General features: G+C 57.4%; 14 protein-coding genes. 7 read left to right on the plus strand and 7 right to left on the minus strand.

Annotated features, from left to right (window positions below; all coding sequences use genetic code 11):
• Positions 1-50 precede the first annotated feature (50 nt).
• The 4 genes from ACUNV4_RS18150 to ACUNV4_RS18165 are packed head-to-tail and all read right to left on the minus strand — an operon-like array spanning position 51 to position 4,574.
• Entirely contained in the window at positions 51-1,040 is a 990-nt protein-coding gene (locus ACUNV4_RS18150; RefSeq protein WP_430880011.1) for an ABC transporter permease, read from the minus strand.
• Positions 1,037-2,026, minus strand: coding sequence for an ABC transporter permease (locus ACUNV4_RS18155; protein WP_430880012.1), 990 nt, complete (start codon positions 2,024-2,026; stop codon positions 1,037-1,039). The genes ACUNV4_RS18150 and ACUNV4_RS18155 overlap by 4 nt, the downstream gene beginning before the upstream one ends.
• Entirely contained in the window at positions 2,023-3,534 is a 1,512-nt protein-coding gene (locus ACUNV4_RS18160) for a sugar ABC transporter ATP-binding protein (protein WP_430880013.1), read from the minus strand. The genes ACUNV4_RS18155 and ACUNV4_RS18160 overlap by 4 nt, the downstream gene beginning before the upstream one ends.
• Entirely contained in the window at positions 3,531-4,574 is a 1,044-nt protein-coding gene (locus tag ACUNV4_RS18165) for an aldo/keto reductase (protein ID WP_430880014.1), read from the minus strand. Before ACUNV4_RS18165 ends, ACUNV4_RS18160 begins: the two co-directional genes overlap by 4 nt.
• 210 nt (positions 4,575-4,784) lie before the next feature.
• Here ACUNV4_RS18165 and ACUNV4_RS18170 point away from each other — a divergent pair, with 210 nt between their 5' ends.
• The 6 genes from ACUNV4_RS18170 (at position 4,785) to ACUNV4_RS18195 (ending at position 11,933) form a co-directional block, all read left to right on the plus strand.
• Positions 4,785-5,669, plus strand: coding sequence for an amidohydrolase family protein (locus ACUNV4_RS18170; protein WP_430880015.1), 885 nt, complete (start codon positions 4,785-4,787; stop codon positions 5,667-5,669).
• Between the two features lie 111 nt (positions 5,670-5,780).
• Positions 5,781-6,575 carry a FadR/GntR family transcriptional regulator gene (locus ACUNV4_RS18175; RefSeq protein ID WP_430880016.1) on the plus strand — a complete coding sequence of 265 codons (795 nt, stop codon included), beginning with the start codon at positions 5,781-5,783 and terminating at the stop codon, positions 6,573-6,575.
• A 57-nt stretch (positions 6,576-6,632) separates the two neighbouring features.
• Positions 6,633-7,820, plus strand: a complete 1,188-nt coding sequence (gene rhmD, locus ACUNV4_RS18180; protein WP_430880017.1) for an L-rhamnonate dehydratase — start codon at positions 6,633-6,635, stop codon at positions 7,818-7,820.
• Positions 7,821-8,033: 213 nt separating this feature from the next.
• A complete protein-coding gene (locus tag ACUNV4_RS18185) occupies positions 8,034-9,272 on the plus strand; it encodes a threonine/serine exporter family protein (protein WP_430880018.1) in 1,239 nt (412 codons plus the stop codon).
• A gap of 193 nt (positions 9,273-9,465) precedes the next feature.
• On the plus strand, positions 9,466-10,089 hold the full coding sequence (locus ACUNV4_RS18190) for a sulfotransferase family protein (protein ID WP_430880019.1): 624 nt from the start codon (positions 9,466-9,468) through the stop codon (positions 10,087-10,089).
• 71 nt (positions 10,090-10,160) lie between these two features.
• Positions 10,161-11,933, plus strand: a complete 1,773-nt coding sequence (locus ACUNV4_RS18195) for an adenylate/guanylate cyclase domain-containing protein (protein WP_430880020.1) — start codon at positions 10,161-10,163, stop codon at positions 11,931-11,933.
• A 41-nt stretch (positions 11,934-11,974) separates the two neighbouring features.
• On the opposite strand, the gene ACUNV4_RS18200 is transcribed toward ACUNV4_RS18195, so the two are convergent.
• Together ACUNV4_RS18200 and ACUNV4_RS18205 are read right to left on the minus strand one after the other, a co-directional pair.
• Positions 11,975-12,319: a RidA family protein gene (locus ACUNV4_RS18200; RefSeq protein ID WP_430880021.1), complete on the minus strand. Its 345-nt coding sequence runs from the start codon at positions 12,317-12,319 to the stop codon at positions 11,975-11,977.
• Between the two features lie 101 nt (positions 12,320-12,420).
• Complete coding sequence (locus ACUNV4_RS18205; protein WP_430880022.1) at positions 12,421-12,987, minus strand: carboxymuconolactone decarboxylase family protein; 567 nt, start codon at positions 12,985-12,987, stop codon at positions 12,421-12,423.
• Positions 12,988-13,219: 232 nt separating this feature from the next.
• Between ACUNV4_RS18205 and ACUNV4_RS18210 the strand changes: the two genes are divergently transcribed.
• Positions 13,220-13,822: a TetR/AcrR family transcriptional regulator gene (locus tag ACUNV4_RS18210; protein WP_430880023.1), complete on the plus strand. Its 603-nt coding sequence runs from the start codon at positions 13,220-13,222 to the stop codon at positions 13,820-13,822.
• Between the two features lie 146 nt (positions 13,823-13,968).
• Here ACUNV4_RS18210 and ACUNV4_RS18215 read toward each other — a convergent pair whose 3' ends face one another.
• A complete protein-coding gene (locus ACUNV4_RS18215) occupies positions 13,969-14,457 on the minus strand; it encodes a hypothetical protein (protein ID WP_430880024.1) in 489 nt (162 codons plus the stop codon).
• Between the last annotated feature and the right edge of the window lie 193 nt (positions 14,458-14,650).

Raw genomic sequence — 14,650 nt, forward strand, 5'->3', positions numbered from 1 at the left:
GACCCCTTTGGTATGACTGACTTCCAGCGCAATGGAACGGCTTGTCGAGGCTAGCGCTGGGTTCGTGCGTAAATGAAGTTGGTGGCAATGATGGCGACAATCAGCAACACACCCAGTACGGTCAACTGGATAGCCGGAAGCATATTGGCCACCGTCATGCCGGTGGAGACGATGACCAGCAACCAGGCCGCCAGAAAAGTGCCGAGGATGGTGCCTCGTCCGCCAAAGATGTAGGTGCCTCCCAGCATGGCCATCAGCACCATCTGCAGCTCACCACCCAACACCAGATCGTAGCGAACCGAGCCGAGCCGCGAGGCCGCCATGATGCCAGCTGCCGCACTGACCACACCAAGCAGCAGAAATAGGCCGGTCTTGATTCTGTTGGCATTGATACCTGCGTGCAGCGCTGCTTTCTGATTGGTCCCTATCTGATAGATCTGTCTACCGATGACGGTGGTGCCCAGTACCAGACCGAGGATGATGGCAGCGACGACGAAGATGACAACTGGCAACGGCACACCCAACAGCATGACGTTATTGATACCGATGAAGCTCTCCGGCAAACGGATTGAACTGTCGCCCGCAATGATCTGGGCAATACCCCGATAGAAGATCAAGGTGCCAATGGTGACGATGATGGACGGCAGTTGCAGGCGAATGGACATGAAGGCATTGATGGCCCCCATCAGCAGACCGGCCAGCAAGCCAAGCACGACGGCAAGCGGTAAAGCCAGACCCGCATCATTTGCCCAGGCAAACAGACAGGCAGACAAGGCCATATTGGCGGCTGGCGACAAGTCGATCTCACCCGATATGACAACCATGGTCAGTACCAGAGCAACAATGGACATCTCGGCTGTCAGCGTGAAGCTGCGCAGAATGTAGTTCACATCCAGAAAGAACGGAGACAGGATGCTTGCACCAATCAAACCGAATACCAGCAGCAGAAAGGTCATCGACTCCGGCCGAACCAGCAATACGTGCCACCTGGGCCTTGGCGTTGTCAGTTCCCGACGGGGCATCCCGATACTCTCGCTCATGTTGTTATCCTGCCCGGGACCTGATTGGCACCCCGTTTGCGCACCGATCGGTCTATCAGCAGTGCGATCAGAATGACGGCTCCATAGATGGCGTTCTGCGTGGACCCGGGGATACCCAGCAGTGGCAATGCGGCTGCCACGCATCCCAGCAGCAACACGCCCAGAACAGTGCCCATGACCGTTCCCACACCGCCATTGATGGATACCCCGCCGATGACGACGGCTGCGATGACCTGAAATTCAAAGCCAGCCCCCGTATTCGACGGGTTGACGAAACCCCAGCGGCTGGCATACAGAATACCGGCAAGGCCGCTCAAGGCCCCGGAAAGCGTGAATACGATCAGCGTGACTCTGGTCACATCGATTCCCCGTAATGGAGCGGCGTTCGGGTTGGAACCCAGCGCATAGATCTGTCGTCCCAACTGCGTATGGCGAACGATGAAATAGGTCATCAGAGCGATGGCAAAGGCGATGAGAATGATCCAGGGGATGTCGAACACGGGAGAGGTGCGTGACATGCTCTTGAGTTCGGAAGGGATATTGGAGCGATTGATCTGGCGGGCATCGGAAATGATGAATGTCAACCCGCGAAACAGACTCAGCGTACCCAGGGTCACGATGATCGATGGCAATCTGAAGACGGTAACCAGGAAGCCATTGAAAAAGCCCAGCGCGGCCCCGGTCAGTATGGCAACGGGAAATCCGATCAACCAGGGAATCTCCGGATATTCCCGGTACATCAGCCCCACGACCATGGCCGAGAAACCCAGTATGGAACCGATCGACAAGTCAACGTGACGGGCAACCAGAACCAGCATCTGAGCCATGGCACCTATCATGATCAGTGGCGTCAGCAACAACACGATGCGCAGGCTCTGTCCGGTGAGGAACTGCGGCTTGTACAGCCCCACCGCCGCACAGAACAGGACGATCATGACCGCGATACCGGCCTCACGTCGCATGAAAATCGAACGCAGCTGTGTCATGCCACAGCTCCGGCACGCGGCACGGCTGCCTGCATGATGTTTTCCTGAGTGGCATCCTCTCTGGCGATGTCGGCAGTGAGCCTGCCTTCGGACATCACCAGCACCCTGTCGCACAGCGACAGCAGCTCCGGAAGCTCTGACGATATCAGCAGAATGGCTCTGCCAGCCTCGGCAAGTTGCCCGATCATGTCGTAGAACTCGGCCTTGACGCCGATATCGATTCCTCGTGTCGGTTCATCCAGCACCAGGATATCCGGCTCGGTCAACAGCCAGCGAGCCAGTATGACCTTCTGTTGATTCCCGCCGGACAACTCCACAATGGGTTGATTCAGGGACGCCAATCGAATGGAAAGGTCCTTGACCGACTGTTCTGCCAGAGCCTTTTCATCCGCGCGACGAATGAAGCCACCTGGCGCAATCTTGTGCGGGATTGCTGCGGTCAGATTGTTCTCGATGGACAGGGTTGCAAATATGCCGTCTACAGCCCTGTCCTCCGGGACGAACGCCAGCCCGAGTTCGATGGCATCGGTGGGTTGCCGAATGCTCACCTCACGACCGGCAACCTTGATACTGCCCGATTCTGCAGGCGTGACACCGAAGATGGCTCGAGCCACGTCGGTACGCCCGGCCCCGACAAGACCACCCAGACCGATGATTTCACCCTTGCGCAGCGTAAAGCTGACATCCTGAAAGGCTCCCGGCAGAGTGAGACCCGATACCTCGAGTGCCGTATCGCCGATGGTCGCCGTGTGTTTGCGCCGGTATTTCTTGAGTGTTCGACCAATCATCTGCCGGATGATGTCTTCGTCGGATACGCTCTGGGTAGTATCAGTGGCAATACGAGCCCCATCACGGAAGATGGTGAATCGATCGCACAGCGCCCTGACCTCTTCCAGTCGATGCGAGATGAAGACAATGGTACGACCCTCCTGTCGGAGCCGTCGTGCAATCCTGAACAGGGTATCCACTTCACGCGGGGTGAGCGGTGCAGTGGGCTCATCCATGATGATGAGACGACTGTCAGAAGCGAGCGCCCGGGCAATTTCGACCATCTGTTGACTGGCGATCGACAGTCCACGCATGGGGGTGCTGACGTCGATCGACACTTCGAGCATATCCATGTACCGCCGAGCATCGCTCATGATGCTCGTCCACGGCACCCTTGCCAGCAGGCCGCCGCCCTGTCGCCCCATGACAATGTTTTCGGCCACCGAGAGGTCCGGAAACGATATGGGCTCCTGATGGATCAACGAGATACCCAGACGTTGCGCAGCAATGGGGCTGCTCACATGCACAGGCAGGCCATTCATGTGCAAGCTGCCACGCGTCGGCTGATGAACACCCGCCATTATCTTTGCAAATGTGGACTTGCCCGCGCCGTTTTCCCCCAGCAGCGCATGAATCTCGCCGGTATACAGGTCGAGGTCGATATCACCGAGCACCTCGACTCCGCCGAACTGCTTGGAGATGCCACGAGCCTCCAGCAGTACCGAGCCACTGTCGATCACGACTGCTCGTCCACTGGCGGAACGGGGGCATCGGCATCGAGCAGCGCTTCGGCCTTGAGGTCCGACCAGAATTGCGCCGGTATGGAGACATCCATGGATGAGATGTTGGCATTCATCTCCCGAGCGTTGGCGACGCCCGGAATGATGGAAGACACCGCCGGATGAGCCAACGGGAATTGCAGCGCCGCGGCCTGCAGGGAAATACCGTGCGCCGCACAGATGCGCTCGATACCACGAACCTTGTCGATGATGTCATTGCTGGCAGACTCATACGCATAATGAGCTGCCCCGGCCGAGCCGGTTGCCAGAATGCCGGAGGCAAAGGGAGCACCCACGATGACACTGATGTTGCGATCCAGACAGGCCTTCATGCCGGTATGCAGCGCTTCCTGATCGATCAGTGTGTACGGCATGGCGACCAGCACGAAATCCAGATCGACCTTCTGCGCCAGATCCATCAGTTGTTCCTTCCTGTTGATTCCCATCCCGACCGCCTGGATATCTCCCGATGACTTCAGCTCCTCCAGGGCTTTCATGCCACTGTCCGACAATGCTTGAGTATGCTCCGCCAGTGCCTGTTCACCATGAAAGAGACTGTCCAGGTCATGAATGACCAGAGCGTCAACCGTATCCAGTGCAAGACGTTGCAAGGCCTGTTCGTACGATCGCATGATGCCGTCGTAGGAATAGTCGAAGTTGACATCGAAATTCAGTCCGCCGGCCCAGGGGGTACGATCGAACGTGGCCGGCTTGGCCGGCCTGTGCAGTGTTCTACCCACCTTGGTGGTTATCTGGAAGTCTCGCCGCGCCCGGGTACGCAGGAAGCCGCCCACTCGATGCTCCGCCAGGCCGCGACCGTACCAGGGCGCCGTGTCGTAGTAACGCACTCCCGACTGCCAGGCAGCCTCGAAGGCCTCCTGCGCAACAGACTCTTCAACGGTTGAATACAACTCCCCCAGATGGGCCGTGCCCATGCCGAAAGCAGGTAATTGCAGCGTTGTATCACCGACCTTGCGGCAACGTTCGAACAAGCGTGTCAAGTGTACGACCCTCCCGGACTGAAGTTTGGTAGACATCCAACCTGCGAGTCATTGTATACTTGTCTTACAAATATTTGTTTGACAAATTTTCAGCCTGTCCCTGCAAGGGCTTGATGAGTGGTGCCAAAGGCAGACCCGCGTTCACGAACAACGGGCTCTGAAACCGAGTCATCCACTATCGAGTGGCACACTTTCCGGAGGAACGACGAGATGCCAGATTTTCCGATCATCGATACACATCTGCACATCTGGGACATGCAGCGCCTGAACTATTCGGCTTTCGAAGGCCATCCGATATTCGGCAAAAGCTGGCTGATTGAAGATTATCAACGCGACTGTGAGGCATTGGACATCGAGGCAATGGTCTTTCTGGAATGCTATGCCGACTTCGATGAAAACGGTGGCCAATACCTGGAAGAGATCGAATTCGTGGAAGAGAGCGCCCGGCGTGATCCTCGAATCAAGGGTATCGTGCCCATGGCACCACTTGAATGGGGTAGCCGTGTCGAGCCCATGCTGGAAACAATGCAAGCCAATCACCCGGCGGTGAAGGGCATTCGACGTATCATGGAGTTCGACAACGATCCAAGGGCTCTGACCCTGTCCAGGGACTTCATCGACGGTGTCAATCTGCTGAAACAATACGGCTGGCATTTCGAAATCAACGTCAATTACACGCAGATGGACATCATTCACGAATTCGTACAACACATTCCCGATGTGCGAATGATTCTGGATCATTGCGGCAAACCCGGCATCAGACAAGGAGCAATAGAGCAGTATCGACAGGACATTCGCACACTGGCCGAACACCCGAACATCTGGATCAAGCTGTCAGACCTGCCCGCCTGTGCGGATACCGAGCACTGGAGCGATGCTGATCTTCGACCCTATATCGATGCCACCTTCGAGACCTTCGGCTTCGACAGAACACTGTTTGCCGGAGACTGGCCCATCTGCCTGCAGGCCACCAGCCTGACGCGATGGGTCGATACCCTCGACGCTGCACTGGCCGGTGTACCAGAAACCGATCGTCGCAAGTTCTACCGCGACAATGCCAACGACTTCTACCGGCTGGGACTCCAGCCTCAATGAGAACGCCTTGCCAGCACGGCTGACCATCTCGCTGAGGATTACCTTGTTTCCCGATCGACCCATTTGCCCTCTGCAAACCGAAGACAACCACATGCCAAGCCTGCCGAAACCATGAATCCGAAAACCATCGACACCGAATTTGCCGCCATGGTTCAGGCCCAGAATACGGAAAGCCTGAGCCATCTGTTCTCGGGGGAACCCCTGGTTCGCGCCCCTATCGCAGAGCAGGTGTCCGGTCGAATTCTGGCAATGATCAAGTCGGGCAACCTGAAATCCGGCGACAAGCTGCCCACTGAGCAGCAGATGTGTCTGGCGTTCGGCATCAGCCGGCCACCACTGCGCGAGGCCCTGAAATCCCTGACACTGATTGGTGTGCTCAATAGTCGACAAGGGGGACGGTATGTGATTACAGACCTGACCCCCAGCCGACTGGTGACGCCGTTCAATGTAATGCTCTCTGTCGCCGAGCATGATCTGCAGGTTCAGTTCGAAGCACGTGCCGTCATAGAACTCGAATTGGTGAGATTCTGTACCGAGCGTGCCAGCAAGGAGCAACGGGAACGAATACTGGAACTGGCCAGAGACGGTCATGCATTTTCTGATGACCCCGTGGGATTCCGTCTCCTTGATGCCGAATATCACCAGGCCATCAACGCCGGTGCCAACAATACGATTCTCGCCACTTTGTCGGAAGGCTTGTACAACGTGGCCATCGATGCTCGACGAGTGGCGAGCACCAAGGCTGGCGTCATCGCCACCTCCATTCAACAACATTGTGATGTTGCAGACGCCATCGCTGCTGGCGACGCCGAACAGGCCGTGCAGGCTTACAGACAGCATCTCATCCACGTGCGGGATACCACCATCAGCGCTATGGACGAACTACCGGGGACACTCGATGACTGAACAAATCGCATTTCAGAGCAACACACAGATGCCATTCACAGACGAGTGCCTGTGGTCGTGAACCGTTCATTCCGTATCAAGGACATTCGCGTCTGGATGGTATCCAGAGAGAGCAAGGGTGGTGACTACTTCAATCAGGGAGCCGGCGAGCACTGGCTGGTAGACAGCCTGATTTCCAACCCGATGTCAGCCTACGACGACTACAAGGCTCGCAGGACTTCGTGGGGAATCGGCGTCCTGGGCTCCATCGTCGTCGAGATCGAAAGCGAAGACGGCACAGTCGGTGTGGCAACGGGAACCGGTGGTGTACCGGCTGCCTGGCTCATCCAGCATCATCTCAGCCGTTTTCTGGTGAACCAGGACGCCCGCAACATCAACCGCATGTGGGACCAGATGTATCGCGCATCCCTCCCGTACGGACGCAAGGGCATCACCATCATGGCAATCAGTGCTGTCGATCTTGCTCTATGGGATCTGCTGGGCAAGATCAGACAGGAGCCGGTCTATCACCTGATTGGCGGATTGGCACGCGATACCATCGACTTCTATTGCACGGGGCCGCAACCGTCAGCCATCAAGGAACTGGGGTTCTGGGGGGCGAAGGTACCCCTGCCTCACGGCCCCGCGGATCGCGATGCAGGGCTCGAGAACAACGTCGCGTTTCTGCAGAAGCATCGCGATCGCGTGGGCCCGGGTTATCCGTTGATGGTCGACTGTTACATGTCCTTGACCGTCAGTTATGCCATCGAACTGGCTGAAGCCTGCAAGGCGCTGGACATCTACTGGTGGGAGGAGGTGCTCTCGCCAGAGGATGTCGAAGGTTATCGCCGCATCCGACAGGCACACCCTGCTGCCAAATGGACCACTGGAGAGCATGAATACACGCGCTACGGGTTCAGACCATTGATCGAGGAACGTCTGATCGATGTGCTTCAACCCGATGTCATGTGGGTAGGCGGGCTGACGGAAACCTTGCGTATAGCGGCCCATGCCAGCACGCTGGATATTCCGGTCATTCCACACGGCAGCGGACCTTATTCCTACCACTTCATTGCCAGCCAGACGGGCTCCGCCCTTTGCGAGTATGTGGCATCCAGTGCAGATGGACGCTCAATACAACCCGTGTTCGGCGACCTGTTCGACGGCGAGGACGTACCGCAGGATGGCAGACTGACGTTGTCCGCGGAACCCGGATTCGGCATGCAGCTGAACGATCGAAGCAAATTGACAGCTCTGCCTGAATAATCGCTTTCGTTTCACTCGGTGCCGCCATTTCACTGGCCCTGATACGCGCCGATCAAGCGGAGGCACTCCGCGCCGAGCAGCTCTCACTCGAGAAGAGAAAGCCGGATGAACGGATTCGTCTCCGGCCTCATCAGCTGAGCTCGCAGGTCGAGGTCGCGCCTTTGTTCGGTGCATCGAACGTCTACAATGGTCAAAACCTTCTGTAGATTGCCCGTGAACGCGATAGACGATTCCGACAAGCGAGACGACCATGATGCAACCGTGCGCATCCTGCTGGCTCAACTGGGCGCTGCGATGATCGCCACGAGCCAGGCGGTCCACGAGATAGAAGCAGAGCTCATCGAGGTCGCTGCGCAGCTGGGGTACCCGAACATTCAAGTGGCCGCCTCCCCGACCGGACTGATCCTGTCGCTGCGTAGTGGTGACCCTGCAACCTACGAATCGGTGAGCGCAGCGGTCCGGTTGGATCAGGCCAGTGAGGTACGCCGCATTCGCCACCAACTGCACAGGGGCGAACTGCAACCCGACATTGCCCTGGAACAATTGTCGACGTTGCGAGCCCGAGCTACCCGTTACCCCCAGTGGCTGGTCCGCCTGGCCTGGGTCATGATGTGTCTGGGGATCACGCTCATCCTGCAACCCGGCTGGGGCAACGCGGTCATCGTCGTGGTCTGTTCGGTCGTGGTCTATACCCTGATGGCCATCGCAAGGCGGGCCAGGGTTCTGTCGAACCTGCTGCCTGTCGTCGCCGCATTCGTGATCACCACCATCGTGTTCGGTGCGGCCGGCGCCGGCTGGATTGAAGGTCCACTGCGTACTCTGTTACCGCCACTGGCACCCCTGTTGCCGGGTGCATTGATCGTGACAGGCATGTCGGAACTCGCCGCTGGCCACATGCAGGCCGGCAGCTCACGCTTGAGCTACGGTTTCGTGCAACTGGGCCTGTTCGCTGTAGGACTGATCGCGGCGACCACTGTGTTGCATGTACCGGTAGACATGCTGAGCAACGTGCGAGTCGACACGATCGGCTGGTGGGCAGCACCGATTGGACTGTTGCTGATCGCGCTGGGCATCTGTCTGATGGAAAGTGTCGAGCTGTCTCTGGCGCCCTGGGTATTGCTGGTATTGCTGGCAGCCTTCGGAGCCCAGATGGGTGGACACGCACTGGGGTCCGCTGCCATTGGCGGTTTTTTCGGCGCTCTTGCAGCGAGCCTCAGCGCAGCCCTCGTCGAAAGGATACGTCCACAAACTGCAAGTCTTGTGCTGTTCCTGCCAGCGTTCTGGCTACTGGTTCCCGGAAGCCTCGGGCTCATCGGCGTCACCACCCTTGTCTCCGACCCCTCTCGCGCCATTGAAACCGGCCTTGAAGTCGCAACCGTGATCTGCACCATTGCTCTGGGATTGCTGGTTGGCTCGTCAGCAAGCCTTGCCTTGCGCGGTCGTCAGGGATGATCCTGTGTGTGGAGACACGTCAGACCTGCTTCCTGAACCAGGCATTGCCGGCCCTCCCCCTGGTGGAAGGTAATGTCCACATCTTTCGGATGATTGAAATCTTTGATTTGACACCATCGGTGTGCGTCTTATATATGTAGCGAAGAAGTCTGACGCCGTGGCACTGCTGCATGGCCAACAAGGGAGTTGGAACATGGCTTTGAAAGTCGTTGGAGCTGGTATTGGCCGGACAGGTACGATGTCGCTGAAGATTGCCCTGGAGCAATTGGGGTTCGGGCCTTGTTACCACATGATAGAAGTTCTGCAGAACATGCCCTCCCAATTGCCTCTATGGCAGGCAGCTGTCGCGGGACAACCCGACTGGGAAAAAATCTACGAGGGTTATCACAGCGCAGTTGACTGGCCTACGGCACGCTTCTACAGCGAACTGCATGCAACCTACCCGGAAGCCAGGTTCATTCTGGGTTATCGCAGTCCGGAGAGCTGGGCCGAGAGTTTTTCGAACACCATCTACATGGCTCTATCGGACATCAGCCAGGCTCCCGAAGAACAGCATGACTGGCTCAATATGGTGACAGAAGTCCTGGTTCAGAATGGCATACCACCGGGCCTGGACGTCGCGGAACTGGAGAAAGCGTTCGCCGCGCATGTGGACGCGGTGAAAGCGTCTATCCCCTCGGAACAACTTCTGGTGTTCGAAGCCCGGGACGGTTGGGAGCCATTGTGCCGATTTCTGGACGTGCCGATTCCTGATGGGCCATATCCCAGAACAAACGACCGGGCAGAGTTCTGGAAGATAATGAAAGGGGAGCAGTAGCAAGAACAGCTGCGTTCTGTGCAATTATCTGCCTGGATGATAGTCTCGTTTCGTCAACGAGCAGCCTGCAGATGACAGAGAACAGAAAACTGGCAGCCATACTGGTTGCCGATATCGTCGGCTTCAGCCGCCTCACGGGCGCTGACGAAGACGGCATGCTGGCGCGTTTGCGTAATCTGCGCAGCGACGTTATCGACCCGACCATTGCCATCAACAGTGGTCGGGTGGTGAAGTGGACTGGCGACGGGGCGCTGGTCGAATTTCGCAGCGTCGTTCTGGCCGTACGCTGCGCCATTGAAATTCAGGACATCATGGCTGAGCGCAATACCGGCGTGCCAGTCGAACAGCGTATCGAATTTCGCATCGGCATTCACCTTGGCGACGTGGTCGAAGAAGACGATGGCGACCTGATGGGCGATGGTGTCAACATTGCAGCACGTCTTGAAGGTATCGCCGAACCCGGCGCGATCTGCATCTCCGAGGACGCCTATCGGCAGGTTCGCTCGCGACTGGATCTGTCGGTCAGGGACATGGGTGAGCAGGCCTTGAAGAACATAGCCGAGCCTCTGAAAGTCTATGCGTTGAACGTTGGCTCTGTGGGCAGGCCACTCAGCCGCCAGCAGGGCGAGCCGGTAAAGCCTGCGTTACAGGATAAACCGTCCATCGCTGTTCTGCCCTTCACCAACATGTCGGGTGATGCCGAACAGGAATATTTTGTCGACGGCATGGCCGAGGACATCATCACTGCGCTATCGAGATTCGAACAGCTTTTCGTGATTGCCCGCAATTCCAGTTTCGTCTACAAGGACCGATCTGTCGATATAAAGCAGGTGGGGCGCGAACTTGGAGTGCGCTATGTGCTGGAAGGCAGTGTGCGCCGCTCGGGCGAACGGGTGCGCATCACTGGTCAGCTCATCAACTCGGAGACGGGCAACCACCTCTGGGCGGACAAGTTCGATGGCCGTCTCGAGGATGTCTTCGACCTTCAGGATCAGATCACTGCCAGCGTCGTTGCTGCCATCGAACCCACCTTGCGCAAGGCAGAGATTGAACGGGCCAGAAGCAAGCACCCCGAGAACATGGGCGCTTATGATCTGTTTCTTCAGGCGCTTCCACACCTCTATCTCGTTCATCCGGAGAACAACCTGAAGGCGCTCGATTTCCTCATGCGAGCGATCGAACTGGACCCGGAGTACGCACCAGCACTGGCGCATGCCGGTTGGGGGCTGGTTCAGCGGATAACCCGCCCGTGGGAAAGATACGGCGAGGACGATGCGGGAGTGGCTGTTTCGCTGGCTCGTCGTGCGCTGGCTGTCGGCAGCGATGATGCACAAGCCGTGGTGTTGGGTGGTTTCACGCTTGTCATGTTGCGTGAAGACTATCTGACCGGTCTGGACGCCGTCCGGCGCGCGGTGGATCTGAATGCCGGATCAGGGTTTGTCAATTCGATGGCAGGCAGCGCCCTGGTTTTCGGCGATGATGTATCGGCAGGACTGCAACTGCTGGACCAAGCCATGTTGCTTGGCCCCAAGGATCCCAGCTTTTTCAGTCACCTGCTGGTTGCAGCCTTCGGGCATCTGGCGTGCGCGCGACCGGAACAGAGCCTTGAACTGGCCTTGCGCTCGATTGCCCTGAATTCGAATTGGGATTCCTCCTACTTGCTGATCATCGCTGCCTACACCTCGCTTGATCGACCCGACGATGCTAGAGCCGCGGCCGAAAAACTGCTGGCAATTCATCCCGAAGCAAGCGCATCTCGGTATGACCGAGTCTTGCCCGTCCGGAACGACGCATTTCGCAACATGATCATTCAAAGCCTCAAGGACGCTGGCATTCCTGATTGACACGGCAAGCCGCCAGGAGAATGCCAACGAGGCTGGACTGACTAGTCGCAAGCGGCAGTCACGATGATCTCTACCTTGAGGATCTCCCTGGCAAGCTTCACTTCGCCACAGGCTCTGGCAGGCGCATGACCGGTAGGCACCCAGGCATTCCAGATTTCGTTGAATTCGGCAAAATACGCCATGTCGGATAGCCAGACGGTCGCCCGCAACATCTGCTCGCGGGACGAGCCGGCCTCCTTGAGCAAGGCATCAACACGTCCCAGACAGTCATGCGCCTGTTCGGCAAGTGTATCGCCGGCCCCTACCTGCCCCGTCAGATAGACCACACCATTGTGCTTGACGATCTTGCTGCTGCGTTCATCGGTATGCTGTCGGTCGATAGTCATGGTCTTCGATTCTCGTGGTGTCGGGTGGTCGCCGAGTCTACCGCAGCTCATCAGCCCGGGCACGATGCGGGGTGGAGAAATTCACCACCCCGCTTGCTCGATCACGCAGCCGCAGTCGACTTCTTCTCCCAGGCAAATTTCTCGAAAACCTGATCGACAGAAGTCTGCGCAAAGTGGTTGGTGTAGTTGGACATCAGCTTCTGAGCGGCACCCAGAATCACCTCCAGAATATTGGTGCGTGTGAATCCCGCATCCAGGAAGGCCTGCGTGTCGGCTTCTGACACGAAACCGCGGTCGCGAATGACCAGCAGCGTGAAATCTCGCAGGGCCTCCAGCTTTGCGCTCGGCAGAGGTGTTTCGTTGCGCAATGCATCGGTAATGGCATCGTCTACCTTCATCATCTTTGCGATACCGGTGTGCGCAGGCACGCAATAGTGGCAGTCCTGCTCGACATTCACGGTCTGCCAGACAACGGTTTTTTCCTCATCGCTCAGGCTGGTGGCCATGAATTGCTGATGAGCAAAGTTGTAGCTGGCCAGCAGACTCGGTGAGTCGGCCATGACAGCGTGCAGGCCGGGAATGCGGCCATTGTTCTTCAGTGACGTTTCCAGCAGTGGTTTGGATGCTTCCGGCGCTGATTCGATGGTATGTCTGACGAAGTCGGTCATGGGTATGTTTCCTTGAGTTTGTCGTTTGGAGTCGGTGAATGTCTTGTGTCATCGATACCGGGAAAACGGACAGCCATGAACTGGCCATCTGCCTCCCGGCAGCTTTTAATTGAACGATCATTCAATTATGGAGCGATCCTAATTGCATTCAAGGAGCGAGTCAAGCTAAAATTGAACGATCACTCAAAATATTTTTCACACGGTCTGACCGCCCTTCACCCGAGAACACACGATGGCCCGTACTGCTCGCTTTGATCGCCAGGTTGCTCTGGACAACGCCGTGGAGCTTTTCTGGACCAGAGGCTATTACGCATCTTCCATGAAGCAGATCGAAGGTGCTCTGGATATGCGCCCAGGCAGCCTGTACGCCACCTTTGGCAACAAAAGTGGTCTGTTTGCAGAAGCCCTGCAGGCCTATGCGGCGCGCTCAGGTGGTGACCTGCAGCAAATGATGGGTGGATCGCAAAGTCCGATCGAAGGCCTGAAAGGCTATCTGCGCTCCTTCGCCAGACCGTGTCACAAAGGCGCAGGGGTGCCATCGAAGGCCTGCATGCTGGTCAAGACCCTGCTGGAACTCAATGACGAGGACGCGGACTTGAGAACTCAGGTCGAAGCCCTGCTTGCTACCGTAGAGCAAGGTCTTTGCAGGATTCTCGAAAAAGGCAAGGACGCAGGAGAACTGCGAGCCGACGTCGATTGCGCGCGCCTGGCGCGCCTGCTGCAGACGCAGATCATCGGCCTGCGAGCCTTTGCCGCACGCAATGTGCCCGACGAGCAGATCGAAGCCCTTGCCGATGACATGATCAGCCTGCTCGACACCTACTGCACTGCCTGAGTTCGCTGAGTTCGCTGAGTTCGCTGAATTCGCTGAGCTGGCCGGCGCTCTTCCAATAGAATTCCTGTAGAACTCAGCGCCGTTCTTTCACGACAAGTCTGGCACCCGCAATCAGACTTGCCATGCAGTCTTTCTGCAATCGTTCGCTATTCGGACTGTTCGGGACCGAAGGTCTGCTGCCCCGGTGACTCCGCCTTGATGGTCTGGTATTCGTGAATGTACAGCTGCTCGATGGCCACGGCAATCCAGCCACTGATCAGCATGTCATACCATTGCTGTACGCCACTGCAGGCAACGACAATGTCCCCGTAGACGAACGAGCCGAAGAAGAGCAGATCATCCTCACGCAGCGAAGCCGGATGCAGAAGCTGGCCATTGATATTGGCTTTCTGACCTCGCCAGGCTTGCCGGGCCTTCTGCCTGGCCATCTGATCGAAAGGCAGGCTCCATTGGTCGGGCTGACCCAGCGACTCTTCATGCAGGACGGCATCCTCGAACTCCGCCTCCCAGGGCTTCAGACGCGGATTCATGACAACAATGTGGAGTTCCTGCCGATTCGTTCGCTGGAACAACAGCTCGATGGAAGGACGCACCAGGTTGATGGCATCGGTCACTATGTCTATCTGACTTCTCATGGATTCCACTCTCTCAGCCGTTCCGGGTGCCGATTCGTGCCAACCGGATTCTCAGGGTACTCTGGTAGCAGCCAGCAGGCATACACTACCATACCAGTTCGCCATGCTAGCACAATCACCGTGCCCACCCACGTCCAGCTGCCATGCAGTGGTCCGCAGGTGTGCCGATGGATCTTGCCGCCGCCATTCTGTC

The sequence above is a fragment of the Granulosicoccus sp. 3-233 genome, assembly GCF_052681095.1.